This window comes from Amycolatopsis sp. NPDC051758 (assembly GCF_044453095.1).
Lineage (GTDB): Bacteria > Actinomycetota > Actinomycetes > Mycobacteriales > Pseudonocardiaceae > Amycolatopsis.
The window spans coordinates 317,695-336,323 of the sequence record NZ_JBITCJ010000010.1 but is presented as its reverse complement, the minus strand read 5'-3'; the positions used below and the strand labels follow the sequence as shown (position 1 = coordinate 336,323).

At 68.0% G+C, this 18,629-nt stretch carries 17 protein-coding genes; 11 read left to right on the top strand and 6 right to left on the bottom strand.

The genetic code is table 11. From position 1 onward, the window contains the following. Positions 1-133 precede the first annotated feature (133 nt). The 3 genes from ACIA5G_RS39600 (at position 134) to ACIA5G_RS39590 (ending at position 3,208) form a co-directional block, all read left to right on the top strand. Positions 134-961 (top strand): hypothetical protein, encoded by an 828-nt coding sequence (locus tag ACIA5G_RS39600; protein ID WP_395932899.1) that lies wholly within the window; start codon positions 134-136, stop codon positions 959-961. A gap of 5 nt (positions 962-966) precedes the next feature. After that, positions 967-1,758 (top strand): hypothetical protein, encoded by a 792-nt coding sequence (locus ACIA5G_RS39595; protein ID WP_395932897.1) that lies wholly within the window; start codon positions 967-969, stop codon positions 1,756-1,758. Positions 1,759-2,005: 247 nt separating this feature from the next. Then, positions 2,006-3,208: a UDP-N-acetylglucosamine--N-acetylmuramyl-(pentapeptide) pyrophosphoryl-undecaprenol N-acetylglucosamine transferase gene (locus ACIA5G_RS39590; protein ID WP_395932895.1), complete on the top strand. Its 1,203-nt coding sequence runs from the start codon at positions 2,006-2,008 to the stop codon at positions 3,206-3,208. Positions 3,209-3,238: 30 nt separating this feature from the next. Here ACIA5G_RS39590 and ACIA5G_RS39585 read toward each other — a convergent pair whose 3' ends face one another. From ACIA5G_RS39585 to ACIA5G_RS39570, 4 genes are read right to left on the bottom strand one after another with little or no spacing between them, the layout of a single operon-like run. Continuing rightward, positions 3,239-3,883: a formyltransferase family protein gene (locus tag ACIA5G_RS39585; protein WP_395932893.1), complete on the bottom strand. Its 645-nt coding sequence runs from the start codon at positions 3,881-3,883 to the stop codon at positions 3,239-3,241. Then, entirely contained in the window at positions 3,883-5,049 is a 1,167-nt protein-coding gene (locus ACIA5G_RS39580; RefSeq protein ID WP_395932891.1) for a DegT/DnrJ/EryC1/StrS family aminotransferase, read from the bottom strand. The genes ACIA5G_RS39585 and ACIA5G_RS39580 overlap by 1 nt, the downstream gene beginning before the upstream one ends. Then, positions 5,046-6,044 (bottom strand): dTDP-glucose 4,6-dehydratase, encoded by a 999-nt coding sequence (locus tag ACIA5G_RS39575; RefSeq protein ID WP_395932889.1) that lies wholly within the window; start codon positions 6,042-6,044, stop codon positions 5,046-5,048. Before ACIA5G_RS39575 ends, ACIA5G_RS39580 begins: the two co-directional genes overlap by 4 nt. A gap of 45 nt (positions 6,045-6,089) precedes the next feature. Continuing rightward, entirely contained in the window at positions 6,090-7,106 is a 1,017-nt protein-coding gene (locus tag ACIA5G_RS39570) for a dTDP-4-dehydrorhamnose 3,5-epimerase family protein (protein ID WP_395932887.1), read from the bottom strand. A gap of 111 nt (positions 7,107-7,217) precedes the next feature. Here ACIA5G_RS39570 and ACIA5G_RS39565 point away from each other — a divergent pair, with 111 nt between their 5' ends. Further along, the gene (locus ACIA5G_RS39565) at positions 7,218-8,726 is read left to right on the top strand and encodes a peptide deformylase (RefSeq protein WP_395932885.1); all 1,509 of its coding nucleotides are present in this window, start codon (positions 7,218-7,220) and stop codon (positions 8,724-8,726) included. Positions 8,727-8,993: 267 nt separating this feature from the next. On the opposite strand, the gene ACIA5G_RS39560 is transcribed toward ACIA5G_RS39565, so the two are convergent. Next, positions 8,994-9,401, bottom strand: coding sequence for a hypothetical protein (locus ACIA5G_RS39560; protein ID WP_395932883.1), 408 nt, complete (start codon positions 9,399-9,401; stop codon positions 8,994-8,996). 170 nt (positions 9,402-9,571) lie between these two features. Here ACIA5G_RS39560 and ACIA5G_RS39555 point away from each other — a divergent pair, with 170 nt between their 5' ends. Next, positions 9,572-9,808, top strand: a complete 237-nt coding sequence (locus tag ACIA5G_RS39555; RefSeq protein WP_395932881.1) for a hypothetical protein — start codon at positions 9,572-9,574, stop codon at positions 9,806-9,808. Between the two features lie 58 nt (positions 9,809-9,866). On the opposite strand, the gene ACIA5G_RS39550 is transcribed toward ACIA5G_RS39555, so the two are convergent. Then, positions 9,867-10,355 carry a GNAT family N-acetyltransferase gene (locus ACIA5G_RS39550; RefSeq protein WP_395933069.1) on the bottom strand — a complete coding sequence of 163 codons (489 nt, stop codon included), beginning with the start codon at positions 10,353-10,355 and terminating at the stop codon, positions 9,867-9,869. Between ACIA5G_RS39550 and ACIA5G_RS39545 the strand changes: the two genes are divergently transcribed. The 6 genes from ACIA5G_RS39545 (at position 10,348) to ACIA5G_RS39520 (ending at position 18,623) form a co-directional block, all read left to right on the top strand. Then, complete coding sequence (locus ACIA5G_RS39545; protein WP_395932879.1) at positions 10,348-11,844, top strand: tyrosine-type recombinase/integrase; 1,497 nt, start codon at positions 10,348-10,350, stop codon at positions 11,842-11,844. The two genes, ACIA5G_RS39550 and ACIA5G_RS39545, sit on opposite strands and share 8 nt — an antisense overlap. A gap of 77 nt (positions 11,845-11,921) precedes the next feature. Beyond that, on the top strand, positions 11,922-13,634 hold the full coding sequence (locus ACIA5G_RS39540; RefSeq protein WP_395932877.1) for a hypothetical protein: 1,713 nt from the start codon (positions 11,922-11,924) through the stop codon (positions 13,632-13,634). Continuing rightward, complete coding sequence (locus tag ACIA5G_RS39535) at positions 13,631-15,718, top strand: hypothetical protein (RefSeq protein WP_395932875.1); 2,088 nt, start codon at positions 13,631-13,633, stop codon at positions 15,716-15,718. The genes ACIA5G_RS39540 and ACIA5G_RS39535 overlap by 4 nt, the downstream gene beginning before the upstream one ends. Then, positions 15,715-16,122 carry a hypothetical protein gene (locus ACIA5G_RS39530; RefSeq protein WP_395932873.1) on the top strand — a complete coding sequence of 136 codons (408 nt, stop codon included), beginning with the start codon at positions 15,715-15,717 and terminating at the stop codon, positions 16,120-16,122. Before ACIA5G_RS39535 ends, ACIA5G_RS39530 begins: the two co-directional genes overlap by 4 nt. Before the next feature lie 583 nt (positions 16,123-16,705). Then, the gene (locus ACIA5G_RS39525; protein WP_395932871.1) at positions 16,706-17,230 is read left to right on the top strand and encodes a hypothetical protein; all 525 of its coding nucleotides are present in this window, start codon (positions 16,706-16,708) and stop codon (positions 17,228-17,230) included. Positions 17,231-17,624: 394 nt separating this feature from the next. After that, the gene (locus tag ACIA5G_RS39520) at positions 17,625-18,623 is read left to right on the top strand and encodes a hypothetical protein (protein WP_395932869.1); all 999 of its coding nucleotides are present in this window, start codon (positions 17,625-17,627) and stop codon (positions 18,621-18,623) included. Positions 18,624-18,629: the final 6 nt, after the last annotated feature.

Here is an 18,629-nt window from a genome sequence, read left to right as displayed (position 1 = left end):
TCCGTGCAGGCCGCCTTCCTGGTTGATACCCCTTAACTGCTGTCGCCGTACATGCCTCGCGTTGGAGTTAAGGGGTATCAACCGGAGGCTAGGCGCAGTGGTCCATTCAGTCAAGGGGTCTAAACTTGGTGGGGTGAGTTCTGATCGCATCTTCGATGAGCTGCGCCGTGACCCCGATCCGCTTCGCCGTGGGCGCCGGGCGACGGAATTGCTCACGCTTCACACCCAGCTGGCCACCGAGCTCGCCCGCATCCGCCGCGACGCGGTCGAGTGCGCTCGACGCGAACTGGACATGAAGGACGTCGACATCGCCCCGGAGGTTGGGGTGACCAAGAGTCGGTTGTCGCAGGTGATGAAGACTGCCCCGGCGGTCGAGCGCCTCTTCTTCGGCCACGGGCCGGTCAGTATCGGCGTGCCGTTCCGCTATCAGACCACCGATCGCGAACGTCCGCTGATCGCCGCCGAGGACGTCGAGACCGCCGACCGGCTCGCGGATCTCCTCCGCTCCCTGTCCTTCGTGGTCACCCGACAACAGATCGAGCCCGATCAGACGGAGCTGCCGCACGGCGATACCATGGTCGTCTGCGGCCCGAAGTCTGCTCCGGTCGGCGCCTTCCTGCTAGAGGCTGACCCCGCACTCCGCATGGTCCAGGCCGGATCCCGTTGGTGTATCGAGGAGATCGCCAGCGGTGCGCGACACGGCTCACCCGCCGACGAACCAGTGCCGGAATCCGGCGACATCGCCTATATCGCCCGGCAGATCCGAGATGGTCGGGTCCTGGTGCACGTCGCTGGCATTCACACAACAGGATCACTTGGCGCCGCTCATTTCCTGACAAACCAGCTCGCCACGCTCTTCTCAGCGACGGGAGACATATCCTGCTCGATGGTAGTGCGCTGCGTGGTCGACGATCGACATGTTACGGCCAGTGAGCTTCTCGCTGGGCCGTTCGTTTGGTGAGCACGGTGGACACTTTCGCCGCTCAGCTTCCGGCCATCGATGCCAGCGACGACAAGGTCGTCACAACGACCAATAGCGTGATCATGCTCGACGGAGCTTCAGCGTTCGTTCCTGTTCCGATTCCTCCTGCGGTCTATGCCCACGAGCTCGCCGCCACCCTGCAACGGCAGCTCGCTCACGTTCCCGGCGGCGATCTCAAGGAGCTTCTGGCCGAGGCTATCCGCGAGGTTGCCACGCAGTTAGATCTTCGTCCCGGCCGATCGCCCTCAAGCACGGTCACGATCCTGCGCGAGCACGATGGATGGCTGGATATCCTGCTGCTCGGCGACAACCTCGTCGTGCTACCCGAAATAACGATCACGGACACGCGGCTCAGCCGACTCGATCTCGCGCCCAGCAAACGATACCGGCAGCGCCTCGCCAACGGCTGTGGCTTCGACGAAACCCACCGAGCCCTCCTGCACCAGCTACAGACCCAGCAAGCCGCCCGGCGCAACCGGCCCGACGGGTACTGGATAGCTGAGGCGGAACCTGCAGCAGCGCAGAGCGCCGTGGTGAGTCGTTTCCGAACCGCCACGGTGCCGTGGGTAGGATTAGCCACCGACGGTGCATACAAGCCGATGCAGCATCTCCGCTTGGACGACTGGCCACAGCTGGCCTCCGCGGACGCCAACACACTCAGACAGATTCTGCGCCGATGCGAGGACTGGGAAGCTCAGGACGATCCAGCGGGGACGAAACTGCCGCGCGCCAAACGTCACGATGACAAGAGTATCGCGATGGTGCGATTCGCGTGACTCCGGAGACGGGGCCTGCCCACGCCCGTGCCTGGTGGCCCGGCATCGTCGCAAGACCTCGTAGGCCTCCTTTAATCCGGGCGTGCTGATAAGCGGCCATCGACTCCCGGTTGTGTGACCCAATGGCGATCAACCATTCGGGTACACAACACGGGCCGCCTGCTGACTGTCGACTCCGTGAGGCGTGGCAAGCTGCTGGCGGACGAAGAGTTTCGCTTCCGACCGCGTAGACAGAAAGAGGCACCTTGTGAGCACCGATGTCCTCGGTGAAGATCGTTGCGACGGGGACCGCGCGATGCGACTCCTTGTCACGGGCGGCGGGACCGGCGGTCACACCTATCCCGCGTTGACGGCAATCCGTACGACAGATTCTCGACTTAGCGCCTGCGGAGCGACGGTAGAGGTCCTGTGGGTCGGAACCGCTGCTGGGCTGGAAGCGCGCGTAGCCGAGAGCGAGGGCATCAGTTTCGTCGCGGTGGCCGCAGGCAAGATCCGGCGCGCGCGAAACCCGCTAAAGATGCTGTCTTCGGCGAATCTGAGGGACATGCTCAGGGTCCCGTTTGGGATGGTCCAGGCGATCCGGGCGGTCGCGATGTTCCGGCCAGACGTGGTGCTGGCGACGGGTGGTTACGTGTCAGTGCCGGTGAGCCTGGCGGCGTGGGTATGCCGGCGGCCGCTAGTGGTGCACGAGCAGACGGTCCGGCTGGGGCTGGCCAACCGATTGCTGGCCCGAATCGCGACGACGATGGCCGTGTCGTCGGCGTCGACACTGCCGTTGCTGCCCGGCAAGGCCAAGGGACAGGCGGTGGTTACCGGTAATCCGGTGCGGCCGGAGGTGCTGACCGGGAATGCCGCCAAGGCGCTCGAGGCGCTGGGACTGGACGCCTTCGACTCGGCGCAGCCGACGGTATACGTCACCGGCGGTGCCCAGGGCGCGTTGCAGATCAACGCGCTGGTCGGCGAGCTGCTGCCGTGGCTACTGGAGCGAGCGAACGTAATCCACCAGTGTGGCCCGGCCGCGGTAGAAACGTTGAGAGCCGCCGCGGCTCGCTTTCCGACCGATCTGGCGGGCCGGTACCTGCCCGTCGCGTTTGTCGGGCCCGAGCTACCGGACGTGTTCGCGCTCGCGGACGTGGTCATCTCGCGCAGCGGCGCCGGCACGATCGCCGAGCTGACCGCCTTGGGGTTGCCGTCGGTCCTTATCCCGCTGGCGTCCTCAGCCGGCGGAGAGCAAGCGCACAACGCCCGGCACCTCGCGGACGAGGGCGCGGCCAGCGCGCTGCTGGGCGAGGTCACGCCGAGCGTTCTGCGGGAGGCGCTCGAACCGCTGCTGACCGACCCCGCCCGCCGGGAAACGATGGCAGAGATGGCCCGCAAGCTCGGCCGCCCCGACGCCGGTGACCGGCTGGTCGATGTCGTGATGGAGGCAGCCGGAGCCGACGTCCGCTAATCCGGGCATCGGGTCAGCACTAGTTGCCGGTCAGGCGGGAAACCCGGACAGCGCGCGAGTCCAGTCGGAGCGCTCGCCCAGCAGGTGGTTGTCCCGGCTGTAGTGCGTCACGGCCAGTGTTGGGTCCTGCGGTCGGGGCTGGATGCGGTCGAGCCGGGGGAGGGTGTCGGTGATGAGTCGGCGGCCGTGAGCAATGGCCCGCCACCAGACGTCGCGGACTTCGTCGATGTCGGGCCAGATGGAGAACAGAGCCTCAGCGACGATGGGGCCCGAGTCGACGCCTTCGTCGACGACGTGAAGGGTGATTCCGGCGAGGTTGTCGCCGTTGCGGAGCGCCCAGTTGACGGGCCGCACTCCGCGGTAGTGGGGGAGGCGGCCGGGGTGGCAGTTGATGATCTGCGGTGTCGCGTGGATCAGCTTGGGTCCGATGATCTTGTCGTACAGGACGCTGACGACGAGGTCGCATCGGCCGGGCTCGAGCTCGCGCCAGTCACCGGAGTCGACGACGTGGACGTTCGGCCAGCGAGACCGGACGACCTGGGTGAGGCTGACGTCCCAGCTGGGTTCGGGTGTGGTCGGGATGACCGTGTCGAGGGCGGTGTCCGGCAGTTCGGCGATGGCTTCGCAGGCGTGGACGGCGAGGGCGCCCTTCCCGAGCACGGCGGCGCGGCGCATCACCGCCCGCCCCACTGGCTGGCGAGCGGCGTCGAAGGGCCGGTGAGTGCGGCAGCGAGAGTGGTGGTGATCTGGCCGATGTCGTCGTCGGTTAGGTCGGGGTGGAACGGCAGGCTGAGGATCTCACTGGCGACGGCCTCGGTGGCGGGGAGCGGTCGTGACCAGGGGGCGAAGGCCGGCTGGAGGTGGTTGGGCGGGTAGTGCACCCCCGCCTGGATGCCGGCGGCGTGCAGCTCTGCGTGCACGGCGTCCCGGACCTCTGAGGGCACACGGATGACGCAGTTGAACGGCACGGTGTTCTCGATGTCGAGATCGACCAGGGTCGTGTGTGGGATGCCGGCCAGGGCGGCGGCGTAGGTGCGCCACAGCTGCTGCCGGCGAGCGGCAACGGCGGGGAACCCGGCGAGCTGGACGCGTCCGATCGCGGCATGAAGCGTCGAGAGGTGATATCGGAACCCGAGCTCGTGCACTTCGTAGGACACGGCTGCGGTGCGCTGTTCGCGAGGAGTTCCGATGCCGAGCAGCCGGGCCCGCCGTAGCCAGCGGGCATCCTCCGGTGTGCGGGGGACGATGGCGCCGCCGTCGCCGCAGGTCAACGGCTTGATGGCATCGAAGCTGAAGCATGTCAGCACGCCGGTGGCCCCGACTCGGCGTTCGCCGTGGCGGGAGCCGAAGGCGTGTGCGGCGTCCTCGACGATTGCGATGTCGCGGTCGGCCAGCTGCGTGGCGATGGTGGTGAGGTCGACGGCGCGGCCGCCGTAGAGCACGGGCATGACCGCGCGGGTCGCCGGGGACAGGGCGGCCTCGATGTGGTCGGCGGTGACGCAGAGTGTGTCGGGGTCGACGTTGGTGAAGCGTGGCTCGGCGCCGGCGGCGCGGATGGCCTGCACGCTGGCACAGAAGGTCAGCGACGGAAGCACGACCTCGTCGCCCGGGCCGACCCCGGCGGCCAGAAGCGCCAGGTGGAGGGCGGCGGTGCCGGTCGCGACGGCGACGACGTCGTCGACGCCGAGGTAGGTGGCGAGGTCGTGTTCGAACTCTTCGGTCTCCGGGCCGTGACCGTATTGGCCGGTCGCCAGCACACGTTCGATCGCGGCCAGTTCGGTGCCGTGCAGGAACGGGCGCGCATTGGCGGCCGGTCCACTGGGGCTGGTCACGATAGTCATGCCCTCGCCGCCTCGCGCAGGTCCGAGCTTGCGGCCGTGGTGTGTTTCGGAGTCAGTCGTTCGGGGCGAGCGCGATACCAGGCGATCGTGTCCGCCAGAGCGTCGGTGAAGTCCCGGCGCGGGGTGAAGCCGAGGGCCGCGATTTTGTCCCAGGTCATGCTGTAGCGGATGTCGTTGGCGCGACGGTCCGGCACGTAGGTGATCGCGTCGGCATTCTGCCCGGTGGCCTGCAGCAGGAGCTTGGTCAGCTCCAGGGTGGTGAGGTCGATGCCGCCGCCGACGTTGTAGATCTGCCCGGGAACGCCGTTGCGCAGGACGAGCTCGATGCCTGCGCAATTGTCCTCGACGTGCAGCCAGTTGCGCGTGTGGCGGCCGCGCCCGTGAATCGTGACCGGCTCTCCGGCGAGGAGCAGCCCGAGGAACCGGGGAATCAGCTTTTCCGGGTGCTGGCGCGGACCGAAGTTGTTGGAGCTGCGGGTGATGCACACCGGTACGCCGAGGGCGACGTGGTAGGAGTTCGCGAGGATGTCGCTGCAGGCTTTGCTGGCCGCGTACGGCACGGTCGGCAGCAGCGGCGCGTCCTCGTCGGCGGTGCCGGTCGGGAGCGGCCCGTACACCTCGTCGGTGGACACGTGGACCAGTTTGGTGATGCCGGTGCGCATCGCGACGTCCAGGATGACCTGGGTGCCCATGACGTTCGTGCGCACCGACTGGCCGACGTCGTGCAGCGACCGATCGACGTGCGATTCCGCGGCCAGGTGCACCACCCAGTCGTGCCCGGGCAGGAGCGCGGAGACGACATCGTGGTCGCGGATGTCGCCGTGGATGAACCGCAGCTTGCCCGAGGCATCGGCGTCGGTGAGGTTGCGGCGGTCGCCGGCGTAGGTCAGCGCGTCGAGCACGGTCACCCGTTCGACGTCGTCGCAGGAAACGAGCCGGTCGACCAGGTGCGATCCGATGAATCCGGCGCCGCCGGTGACGAAGATGTTGTGCATGGTGTCCCTCTCTTGTGCTGTTCCAGCGATGAGACGGGGGATGCTCTAGTGGGCCTGGGACGTCCTGCCGGCAGCTGGCGGGCAGGAGGCATAGGCGGGCAGCAGGCCCTGCTCACGAGCCTCAGATAAGGTCGGTGCGGCGGCGTCTTTCGCCGACATCAGCGGAGCAGCCTCGTGCGGCCAGGCGATAGCCAGATCAGGATCGAGGGCATGCACGCTCCGTTCGTGCTCCTCGCGGTGCAGCTGAGACAGCAGGTAGAGCACGGTGGCGGGCTCCGACAGCGCCAGGTAGGTGTGCCCGAGTCCCGGCGCGAGGTAGAGCGCGGTCCGGTTGTCCGCTGTGAGGTGCTCGGCGTGCCAGTGTCCGTAGGTCGGTGAGCCGACTCGCACGTCCACCACTACGTCCAGTACCGCGCCGTGCAGGCACGTCACGTACTTCGCCGGTCCGACGGCGGTGCTCACCCGGATCCCGCGCAGCACGCCGCTGTGCGACGTCACGCAGTTGGCCTGCGGCACCACCCAGCCCACCCCCGTGGCGGCACCAAGCTGTCCACTGTGGAAGAGCTCGTGCAGGGAGCCGCGGTCGTCGGTGAATTCCGTCGTGGTGACTTTCCAGGCCCCAGCTATCGGCAGCGCCTCAACTTGTGACTGCATTCTCATCTCCTTCCTGGAATCGGCAAATCGCCGAGGCTGCGCGGCCGCACCGAAACGGGTCACGTTGCGCGCTGCGCGGGTCCGGTACCTGCGGGCGTCCAGCAGGGCCGCGAGTTCTTCGGCGATGACCACCTCGTGCTGGGTGTTGTGCAGCCATCGGCGGCAGGAGCCGCAGCCATCGAAGAGGTTGCCGAGGTCGCGGTAGTCGGCGGGGCCGATCATGTCGGTGGGATGCGCGAGGTCGTAACCGAGCGAGGCATGACAGACCGGGTGAACTTGCTGGTAGCCACTACTGGCGAGGTCGTCGGCGGGGTAGGCGTGCCGGTGGCGGTCACCGCTGTAGCGCCTGATCACCACACGCGCTGGTCTCGTTCCGCAGGTCATCGCGGCGCCCGCTCCTTCTTCCACCAGTCGTGACGGTGGAAGGACACCGCGGGCGCGGGGTGTGCCGCTAGGCTGAGACACGACTCACGGTGCGTTCACGCACACTCACGGTTCCCTAGGTTGGCGGAGGCGGCAATGACGACGGACACCACGGACACCGGCGGTCCGGAGGCCGAGGTGAACGTGTTCGCCGCCGAACTCAAGCGCTGGTATGACGTCCGCGGGTTTTCCCGTACCAGCCTGGCCAACAAGATGGGCTTCGACCGCTCCTACATCTCCAAGGTGCTCTCCGGCACGGAGAAGCCGTCCGAGTCCTTCGCTCAGCATGCGGAGAAGGCGTTGCACGCCGGCGGCGCGCTGCTCGCCGCGTGGCGCACCTACGACGCCGATCGCCCGGCCAAGAACCGCCCGACCCTGCTGCCGCCAGACCCGTCGGCGGGAGCCGGCGGCTTGGTGGTCGACCACGATGACGCTGTCCTGCGCTACCAGGATGGGGTCTACCGGTTGACCCAGCGTCGGCACCTGGTCAACCACGGCAGCGAGCCGATCACCCGCTACATGATCCGCATTTCCGTCGATCGCTACCCCGGTGACCCGGAACGTTCCAACCAGCTCTACAGCGAGAATCCGCTGACCTGGGAGGAGATCGGGCTGCGGGCCTGGCACGGGCAGGACCGCGCCAACCCGATGACCTGGACCGCTCACCACGACCGCGACGCGCTGAAGGAAGTGTGGCTGCTCTTCTCCGGGGAGCACGGCTACTTCCCGCTGTATCCCGGGGAATCCTGTTGGATCGAGTACGAGTACACCGTCACCGAAACTCACTGGGGGAACTGGTTCCAGCGTGCCGTCCGGCTCCCCACCCGCACGCTGTCGGTGTGCCTGGACTTCCCCGCCGCGCTCGCCCCGTCGGTGTGGGGACTACATACCTCGATGACCGCCCAAGCCATGCCGTTCCCCACTGCAATCGCCCGCGAGGACACCGGCGAACGTCACATCTTCTCCTGGTCCTGCGAAGACCCGCCGCTGCACGCCCGCTACCGGCTCGAATGGGACTTCCGCGGCCGCCCCGCCCACACCGACGGTCCACCCCCGAAGCCAAGTGAAACCATGGCCGCTCTCGGCATCATCCAGGACACCGACCCGCAGCTGCGCCGCCCCGCACGGCGCTTCGACCTCCCAGCTGAGGCCGAAGACGCCCGCCGGGTCGTCACCGCACTGAACTCCGCTGCTGAGCGGGTCGCCCAGGCCCACACGTTCGGCAAAGGCATGGGCATCGCGGCCCCGCAGATCGGCATCGACCGCGCCGCCGCGATCGTGCGCACCCCGGACGGCGAGTCGATCACCCTGTTCAACCCCACCATCATCGAAACAGCCGGCGACACCGACGAGCAGTACGAGGGATGCCTCTCGTTCTTCGACGTCCGCGGGCAGGTTCCGCGACCGCACCTCATCCACGTCGAGCACACCACCATCGACGGCACGATCAAGATCACTGTTTTCGAACGCGGTGACGCCCGCCTCGTCGCCCACGAGGTCGACCACCTGCACGGCACGCTCTACACCGACCGCATGCGCGACGGCGTCCAGCCCATCCCCGTTGAGCAGTACCGAGGAACCGGGACCAGTTGGACCTACAGTTGACACCGGTTTCTGGCGCCGCGGTGGCAGTGCCGGAAGGAGGTTTGCCTGCCGCGGGCGATGCACCGACGGCGTTCGTCGCTTGGGCGGCCGGGATTTGGCCGGCCGCCGACCGGCACTTCCGGCGGGTATTCCCGAATGCCAACTCGTCCGCATCGCCCACAGCGAGCAGATCGGCACAGTGGGCGGTTCCAGGGGGTGGCACGCAGTAGCTACGGCGTCCGCTCTGGCCGTTTGAACCAGCGGGGTTCGTGGCCGTAGGTTAACGGGTCAGCGGATGATCGTAACCGACCAGTGGCCCTGGTCGTCGATGAGTGTGAGCTCGACGTCGGTGACGCTGAGGACGTCAGCCACCCACCCAGCGACGTCTTCGGTGGGTTCGACGCCCGCTGCTGTGTCGGGGCAGGGACAGAAGTACTCGCCGAAGAAGCCGACGCCCTCCTCCTCGGTACCCAGCACCCACTGCGCCTGCTGGGTGTTGCCGTTACTGAGCCGCAGTAGGTACGAGGTCGGCTCGGCGCTGGACGAGGTCATCATCGTCATGATCCTTCCTTCGGTGGCGGCCAGGCAGCCCGGTTCGCCGGAGTGCAAGCTGTAGGCGCCGTCGGTACAGCGCCGCGCCGCAGCGGCCGAAGTGCGCTGACAGTCGCTCGCATTGAACCAGGTGACCTCGACCATCTCATGTGAACGAACTGCTCTGGCAGCGTCGGCGCTGAAGCCCAGCTTTGTGAGCCTGCGCAGCTGTCGCCGCGGCGCTCACGGCATCCTCCTCCGCTATTTTGGTGGCTTGCCACCAAAATAGCGGTCTGGGTTGTTTGGTGGCAAGCCACCATGTGATGATGGTCGCTATGCCCAGCAAGCACGGTGAGCCGGCACTGACTGTTCGGGCGCCCGTGGGCTTGAAGCGCGACGCGACAATGGAACTGAGCGGCCGTGGCCTGGAGATGCGTGCGTTCGTGGTGGCCTGCCTGACCGTTCTGACGAAGGATCCCGAGCAGTTCCTCGAAGTGCTGAAGCCGCATTGGCCGGAAAAGAAGCCGTATCTCGGTGGTCGGTCGGTGTCGAAGCCTCGGGTGGACGGATAGCACGCTGTCTGTGTCTGGGCTGCATCTGCGGCCTTTGAGCATGTGCGTTAGGGGGTGTTCAGCGGTCGGCTTCCTCCCGTCGGTGGACGCAGGGTGTTATTGCTTTGGGGAACGGGATGCGGGCGCGGAAGGACGCGCCGGCACCGCTCTCGGGAAGAGGTGCGGTCCAGGTGAAGGCAGGTGCGCGAGCGTGGGTTGCGGCGACAAGGACGCGGCCGTAGCCGAGACGGCGGTGATCGGCGGTGACGTGGACATAGTCAAGGGTCGCGGCACGACACGGCGTACACGCGGTGAGCGTGGCGCTGCCCACGGGCTTGCCGTCGAGCCACAGTTCGACTTTGCAGATCGTCGAACTGGTGGTGTGTGGGAGCGCGACGAGAACAAGCCCTTGCTCGGGTGCGGAGTCGGGCGGGTGCTGGCTGGTGATGTCGAGGTGGGCCCATTCGGCCAGGCGGCGTTCGCGCGGTTCGCGGGCTTCGACCTGGCGACATTCCTCGCAGAGTTGTGCACTGCTGGTCGTGACCGGATGATCTTGCGCGATGAACACCAACCTCTGGCAGGTAGTCCTCACCCGCGCCGAGCTGCCAACCGCGACACCACAGCCGCCGTTCGTGAACGCCCTGCTTGATGGGCGTGTCGACTGGTTGCGGCAGGAGCGGCTGACCGATGGCACGCCGTACTTGCTGTCTCCGACGTTCCAGTACGAGGTCGACCTCAACGACTTCTTCCGGTCGGCGGTCATGGCGCAGCGAGCACCGCTCACGCGACAGGGCTACGCCCGGGATCTTGCGGCGTTCCTGTCCTTCCTGTGGTCGGGGCGCGGACGCCGGTCCTGGCGCGACGCTTCCGAGGCCGATCATCTGGCCTACCTGGTATGGCGGCGCCAGGACCCGGCTGGGCCGCGGGTGTCCGGCGCGACGTGGGACCGCGAGGTCGCGGCGGTCAACCAGTTCTACCGCTGGGCGCTGCAGGCGGGACATGTCCAGGCGAATCCCATTCCGCAGACGTCTCGGCGCCCGCTACCTGCGGGTGTCGGCTGGGCTGGGTCTCGGACGCTGGACGAGCAGCGTCCGGCGACGTACTCCCACGACGGCGTCCGCGACCGTGTGGCCTGGCTCCCGCCGACGGCCTACCGGGTGTGGCGCGACGTCGGCCTGCGCGGCTACGGCCCCGACGGTCTGCCACGGCCAGGATTCCGGGGGCGATGGGCGGCCAGGAACGCCCTCTTCAGCGACCTGATGGTCCGCACCGGACTTCGACTACAGGAGCAGTCCGCCCTGACGACGTTCGACGTCCCGGCCGGTGGCGGCGCGGCGCCCGGGTATCGGCGATTCTGGCTGCCGGAGGCGATCACGAAGGGCACCTCGGCTCGCTGGGTGTACATCCCTGCCGGTGTGCTGGGCGAACTGCACGCGTACCTGACGTTCGACCGTGCAGCGGTCGTCGCCGAGGCCCAGGCCGACGGGCGGTACCGGCGGCTGCCTCGCCCGCTGGTCGTGGAGGATCCGGCCCGGCCGGTCGTGGCTCGCGCCGGGGTGGCGCGGTCGGTGGATGTCGCGCGGCTCGGGCCGGGGGAGCGGCGGCGGCTGCTGGTCGACGGCGAACGTGGTCTCGAACCGGCTGCGCTGTGGCTCGGCGAGCGGGGATGGCCGATCACGATCTCGCGCTGGAAAGGTGTGTTCGCTGAGAGCAACGATCGCTGCCGCACCGCGGGCCTCGACGCCCATTGCCACCCACACATGCTGCGCCACTCCTTCGCCGTGATCACCCTGGAACAGCTGCAGCGCGGGCACCTGGCCGCGCTGGGTGAGCTGACGGCGGCTCAGCGCGGCCAGTACACCCGGATCTTCGGAGATCCCCTGGACTGGGTCCGCCGGCGGTTAGGCCACCGATCGGTCGTGACCACCCAGATCTACCTGCACGCGCTCGCCGAGCTGGAGATGGAGACGCGCACGGCGCTGGTGCCGGACGGCTGGGAGGACCCACGCGAGCCGGCGGTACTCGGCATGGTCCAACAGGACGAGGCCGCGTGGTAACCGGTGACGGCCGAGGACGCACGCACCGCGGCCGTCGCGCAGAACTCCCCAGCACGGCGTTCTACCAGCCACCGTCCATGCCCGCCGAGTCCGGCCAGGACGACACGGTGGTGACGTTCGTCGGGGCGGACCAACGCGAGCGCCTCTTCGACGTCAGCGCACTTCCCCTGCCTGACTGGCATCCGCTCCTCGCTGCCGGTCTGCGGGCCTTGATCGGCCCCGGCGGCAGCCGCCGCACCGTGGCGTCAGCCAAAGGGACGTGGTCGACGATGGCCAGGTTCATCCGCGCCCTCGCCGAGCTGCCCGACCCGCCGCACCATCCACGGGCCCTGACGCCAGCCCAGGTCGAGAACTATTTCACTGACCAGCGGCGGTCGATTTCGGCTCAGTCCATCGGTGCCGAGTTGCTCCGCCTTCGTGGCTTGTTCCGCACACCGGCGCTGCACGCCGAACTCGAACCCACGGTGCTGGATCAGCTCAACCGCCGCACGACCATCCCGCGCACCGCCGGGAGCTCCGGCTACAGCGACGGCGAGCTCACCCGCATCCTGCGCGCCGCCCGCCACGACGTCGCGCAGCTGCGGGACCGGATCGACGCCGGCGAACATCGCCTGGCCGCGCTCGACGACGAGCATGCCGCGCTGCGCCAGCTCGCCGACACCGGCACACCCGTATGGACATCGAAGGGCGGCGCGAGCGCCGAGATGCGGCGCCGCCGCGACCTGGCCGGCCAGCTCTTCGTTACCCGGGCCGACCTCGAACCGCTGCTGCTTCTGCTGGTCGCCGTGACCCAGCGCAACATCGAGACGATCAAGGAGCTACCCGCCGAGCACCGCATCCTCGAGGGCCGCGCGGTCGAGGTGCACCTGACCAAACGCCGCCGCGGCCGCCAGCGGTGGCACGACACCGTCACCTGGGAAATCGGTCCACAGCACCGAGAACTCCATACTCCTGGCGGTCTCTACCTGCTGGCCCACCGGCTGATGGCCCGCGGCCGGGCGCTCAGCGGCTCGACCTCGATCTGGTCGATCTGGCGCAACACCCTCCGCAACCGGGCAGCCGACGGAGAACACGCCGACCCGTTCGCGCGCACGCTGGAGGCCAGCCTCAAGCTCCCCGCCTGGAGCGCCCGACACGGCCTGCGCACCGACGACGGCACCGAGCCGCTCCAGGTCGCGAGTGGGCGGCTGCGCACCAGCATGGAAGTCCGGCGGACCCGCGCGGCCGGAGGGCATCTGCCCTCGGCTGCCCGGTCCAACAGCGTAGCGGTGCTGTTCGCCGACTATCTGCGTGGCGACGCCACGGCGATCGACTGGGCCCACGACGTCACCGCCGAAGCCTTCGTCGACGCCGAGCACGCCGCGCTGCAGGCACACCAGCGCGCTCTGTCCGCCACCGGCGGCACAACGCTGACCGTCCATCCTGCCGGCTCGCCCGCAGATCCCGACCCGGCGACCGAGGCGGCATGGAACGCCTGCACGGACCCGCAGTCGCACCCGAGCACCGGCACAGCCTGCCGTCGGGTGTCTGCGCTCGACTGCTTCCACTGCGCGAACTGCGTGATCACCCCTGCACATCTGCCGGCGATTCTCGCACTGCGCGGTGCCTTGGACCAGCGCCGCGCCATCGAGTCGACGGATCGATGGTGGACGCGTTACGGGCCGGCCTGGGCCGCGATCCAGCATCACGTCCTGCCCAAGTTCACCCCGGCCGAAGTCGAGCACGCTCACGCCGGCGCCGTCCCAGCCACCTGGCTGGACCTGGTCGAAGACCCGTGGGAGCATCCGTGACCTCGACCGCCTGCGCCGCCGGCTCCCCGGCGGATGACCTGTTCGTGCTTGCCGGCCGCGCGCTGCGCCCCGGCGTCGCCGTCGAGACGACATCGCGGTTCGCGGACCTGGTCTGGGATCTCGGACCGGCGATCCTGCAGCACCACGCCGGACGCGTCCGCCTCGACTTCGCCCGTGTCCCACAGTCCTATCGCTACATCGCCAAGCAGCTCTGCCACGCCCTGCTGTCCGGACCGCTGCCGCCGGACGAGCTTCGTCCTGCGACCAGCACGGTGAGGCGCATCTTTGGTTACCTCACGCGGTTCCTGGCCTGGCTCGACACACAGCCGCCGGACGATGGCACTCAGGCACCGGTCCGGCTCGCCGACGTCACCTCCGCTCGACTGACGAGCTTCGAGCAACATCTGCGCGACTCCGGCGTATCGGCCGAGGGCCGGGCCGGGGCCTGCAGCGCGGTCCGGATGCTCTGGCGCTTCCGGCACTGCCTCACCGACGGTCTCACCGTCGACCCCGCCGGCCTCGCCTCCTGGGGCGTCCCCGCCGCGCAGCGACAGGAAAACACCACACCCCGGATTCCCGAGGAGGTCCTCGGGCCTCTGATCGGCTGGGCGCTGCGCTTCGTGCGGGACTTCGCTCCCGACATCGTGGGCGCCGCCGACGCCTTCCGCGACTATCGTCGTCCACGTCGGATCAACCGCCGAGGTGACAACACCGGCGTCGGCGCCCGGATCCAGCAGGTCCTCGACCACTACGTCGCCACCGGCGAACCGCTGCCCGGATACGAGCACAAGCCCAACCTGAAGTTCCTCGCCTGGCAGGCCGGATGTCATGTCTCGGCGCTCTACTACGGACAGCGGCCTGACGCCGTGCGCGCCGCTGCCGCGATCGTCGGAGTCGCGTCCGGCAGCCGGCTGCCGGTCCCGATCCGGGGTTGTCTCGACGGGCAGCCCTGGCTGCCAGGCATCCCTGTCGGTCATCCGCAGCACTCGGTGAGCATGCTGGGCAGGATCCTGGTGGTTGCCTGCTACATCGTCATCGCCTTTTTCTCCGGCATGAGGGACGGCGAGATCAAGCACCTACGCCGGGGATGCCTGCGTGTGCATCGCACCGCCGACGGGACGGCGTATCGGTGGAGCGTGCAGAGTGTGGCCTTCAAAGGCGAGCGCGACCCGCGCGGCGCGCCCGCGACCTGGATCATCGGTGAACCGGCGGCCCGCGCTGTCGAGGTCCTCGAGCAGCTGCAACCCGGCCGGTCCGACGCCCTGCTCTTCGCCACGCTCGACGTCACCACGGCGCCGCACACGCCCGAGGCGCGTGCCGCGAGCGGGAAGGTCCCGAGCGGCGCTACCACCAACCAGCAGGTGCGGGACTTCGTCGCCTGGGTCAACCGCTACTGCCAGGCTCACGACCGCGGCGATGCCATCCCGGACGTGCACGGTCAGCCGGTGCGACTGCGCACCGCTCAGTTCCGCCGCACGCTGGCCTGGTTCATCGCCCGGCGCCCGGGGGGCTCAATCGCCGGTGCCATCCAGTACCGGCACCTGAGCATCCACATGTTCGAGGGCTACGCAGGCACCTCGGACTCCGGGTTCCGCGCCGAGGTCGAAGCCGAGCAGGCCCTCGCCCGCGGTGAAGTACTGCTGAATCTGGCCACTGATCACGACCACCCGGACCTGACTGGCCCGGCCGCCGCCGAGGCCGGCCGCCGCCTCGACGGGTTCGCCTCGGCGTTCGCCGGGACAGTTGTGACCGACCCGGTGCGCCTGCGGCGGATCCTGCGGCGCGACGACCCCGCGATCTACCCTGGGGAGTACGTCACCTGCGTGTTCAACCCCGACACCGCACTGTGCCTGACCGACCGCGCGCGACCGGCGGCGCCCGAACTGTCTGCATGCCGCCCCCTCGACTGCGCCAACGTCGCGCTCACCAGGACCAACGTTGCCGCGCTGCGACGCGAGGCCGAACACTTGACGCACGAATTACAGCCACCGAGCCCGCTGCCGCCGCTGCTAGAGCACCGCCTGGCCGAGCGCCGCGACCGCATCACCGCATACCTCGCACGACACACAGCGGAGACCTCATGACGCGCCACACCGGCCTGCCCACCGTCGAGGATGTCTGCGCCGCGCTGGCCGCCTTGCACGCCTACGCCGAGACCACCCGCCCGCCGACCGTCCTAGCGCTCGCGCAGCGGGTCGGTCTGTCCAACACCACCTTCCGCCGCCACTTCCCAGCGATCGTCGCGCAGATGAAGGACTCCTCGACGACGCACCACGACCTCGGTCCCGCGGACGGCGCCGCCGTCCGCGGGACGGACCGTCTGGCGCAGCAGAACGCGCGACTGCGGCAGCGTAATCGCGAACTGAGCGAACACCTCGCACTGGCCACCGCGGAGATCCAGCGGCTCAGCATCGAGGCTCACAGACTGCGCGGCGAGTGCGCGGCACTGCGCAACGTCAGCACCATTCATCCGCGTCGACCGCGCTGACGCACCTTGCTCAGTCAACGGGGCCCGCCGTCTCGTGATCGTCCTGATCCGGCCACGGTCATCACCCGTACGCGGCAGTCGCGCTCCCGGTCATCGGTGCGGCTCGACGGTTGAGGACGAGGACGGTGACCAACGGTGCGACATGTGAGAAATTAACAATGACGAGTCCAAACGAGTGAACGTGCTTAGGGAAGACAAGTATCTCTTTCACGTTTCGGCGGACATCGCTAGCGTGATCACCCAGGGAGGAGCCGCGCCAGCGGACACTTTGGGGGAGGGATGGTGGCTGTCGTCGCCAGGGATTCTTGCGCAATAGCCTGCCTTTACCGATGTGCGCCTAGGCACCGGCGTCGCCGGTGGTCGTAAAATGAACGCCGGTGCTAAGCGGTACTCATCTCGCCTCACAGTCACCTTGTGCATGCTCATGACGTGTGCCGGATGCGTCGGCGGGGAGCATGCCGCGCTCGTGCACGTCCGTAAGGCATTGGTGAGTGCCGATGGGCGGTCGATCACGGTGCTCTATGAGCCGTCCAGTTGCGCTGGAACGCGCCTGGTCGCAACCCGGGCGGCTGATGGGATTCACGTGCGACTGCAGGAGGACGGGACGACGCCGACGTGCGTGCAGAGCAGAACGGCGAGAACTGCATCAGCTGCACTACAGCAACCCGCACAGCCGGCGGTCGTCATCGACGACAGCACGGGACGTCAGATACCCGCCTTTGACGGCGCTGAGCTGGCGGCAGTGCACTACCTTCCCTCGGGTTATGCGTTCGAGTCCGACGGGTTCGACACACAGTCGGGACTGCCGGTGTTGAGCGACGAGTCGCCCCTGGCGTGGACACGAACCTACACTGCGGGCGTCGGCCGCGCTGTGTTGATGATCAGCGAGGCGGTGGCGGAAAGCGCAACGCTGGTGAACTGGCCGGTGTCTGGTCCGGCCACCGTGCACGGTCACGCAGCCGACGTCCGCCGCGCCGGTTCGTCGCTGGCGATCACCTGGACAACGCCGACGAAACAGTTCGCCGTCCTAGCGTTGGTCCGCAACATGCGGACCGAGACGCCGCTACCCGTCGAGGAGCTGCAACGCATCGCCGAGGCAATCGCCTAGGGCCAGTCATCACTTGTACTTCAGGTATCTGGGGAGGGGAACCATGTTCACAAGTAGGCGAACACGCAGATCACTGCGTGCGATTCTCGTCGGCGCAGTTGCGGGTGCAGCCATCGTCAGCGCGAGCTCGACGGCGCTGGCGGCAAGCGGGCCGAACTCCGAAGCGGTCAGTTCCAGCGGTCCAGGCGTGGCTTGTCAGCCGAGCGGGGCAGCTGGTGAGCAGCTGTGTGTACGCGTAACTCGTAAGCCTGCTTCAGCTCCGAGACCCAGCGGCCGGGCAGCAGCATCTGCGGCGGACGAGCCGGTGGGGCCACAGGAGTGCCAATTCTCGCAGGGATTCGACTACGTCGAGAATCCGAATCGGACGATGTCGTGCTCGGACACGGTCTGGGAGTTGTTCACCACCAAGACCGAGGGTGGCTTGACCAAGAACACGGGGTGGATGAACTTCGAGAACCTGCAGTGGGCGGTGTACAGCCCGAACAGCACATCATGGCTGCACGGCGCCTACATCGCAGTGAAAGCCGGCGGCTGGGGAACGCTGGAAGACGGCGTCCAAGGCCGGATCGACCCGCTGTGCCGCGCTCCTCAGAAATCCCAATGTACGGCTGTGCAACCGTCCAATCCAGCCGATGGCACCCTGGTCACGCTGACGTCGGGCACCGTTTACGAGGTGACCTGGGGTGAAACCGACGCCAGCGACGTCTCAACGCAACCGGACAAATCGCTGGTCCGCTCGGACGTCGGACTCCGCATCTCCGGCCCCGGCAGCGGCGCTGACGTCCCAGCCTGGTCATTCGACGACGACTACCTCGTCGGGCGCTGCGACGCCCGCACCACCAGTACCGGCAACGTCTCCCGCGGCTGCGTCAACCACACGTTCACCCCGACGCTGAACCTGTCTGTCAGCACCCGCGGGTCTTCGGCAACCATGGTGGATTGGGCGCAAACCCACCTGAACTGGCACCCCGGCAAAGAAGGGCAGGGCGAGCCGCTTCACTACAAGCGCGAATACGACGACCGACGGACCGTCATGTGCGGCGCGTTCGTCCCCGACGCTGCGATGAACGAAGCGCTGATCCCCTACAACACCAAAGACTCCTGCGACGAATACGCCTTCGCCGCGTCCTACGAGAACCCAGCCAACACCGGCGCCATCCAGGACGGTGCCGAATGCGCACAGGTGACCGCAGTCCAGACCGACAACACCGGGGTGCTGGCCACAGACTGGCGCGACGTCACCGTGCTGGGAAACCCGACCGGAGCAGAAAAATGCGTACGCGGACACATCCCGCTGGCCCTCAACTCGGCCGCCGGCGGTGACTACGGCCGACTGGTGACATCCGCGCGGCTGATCGACAACGACCCGTTCTGGGTCGCGGTCAACCCGTGACCCGAA

Coding starts and splice junctions, on each gene's coding strand:
- ACIA5G_RS39585 (WP_395932893.1), bottom strand. CDS start 3,883: ATGCGCCGCGCCGCCGTGCTCGGGAAGGGCGCCCTCGCCGTCCACGCC.
- ACIA5G_RS39580 (WP_395932891.1), bottom strand. CDS start 5,049: ATGACTATCGTGACCAGCCCCAGTGGACCGGCCGCCAATGCGCGCCCG.
- ACIA5G_RS39575 (WP_395932889.1), bottom strand. CDS start 6,044: ATGCACAACATCTTCGTCACCGGCGGCGCCGGATTCATCGGATCGCAC.
- ACIA5G_RS39565 (WP_395932885.1), top strand. CDS start 7,218: ATGACGACGGACACCACGGACACCGGCGGTCCGGAGGCCGAGGTGAAC.
- ACIA5G_RS39560 (WP_395932883.1), bottom strand. CDS start 9,401: ATGGTCGAGGTCACCTGGTTCAATGCGAGCGACTGTCAGCGCACTTCG.
- ACIA5G_RS39555 (WP_395932881.1), top strand. CDS start 9,572: ATGCCCAGCAAGCACGGTGAGCCGGCACTGACTGTTCGGGCGCCCGTG.
- ACIA5G_RS39545 (WP_395932879.1), top strand. CDS start 10,348: ATGAACACCAACCTCTGGCAGGTAGTCCTCACCCGCGCCGAGCTGCCA.
- ACIA5G_RS39540 (WP_395932877.1), top strand. CDS start 11,922: ATGCCCGCCGAGTCCGGCCAGGACGACACGGTGGTGACGTTCGTCGGG.
- ACIA5G_RS39530 (WP_395932873.1), top strand. CDS start 15,715: ATGACGCGCCACACCGGCCTGCCCACCGTCGAGGATGTCTGCGCCGCG.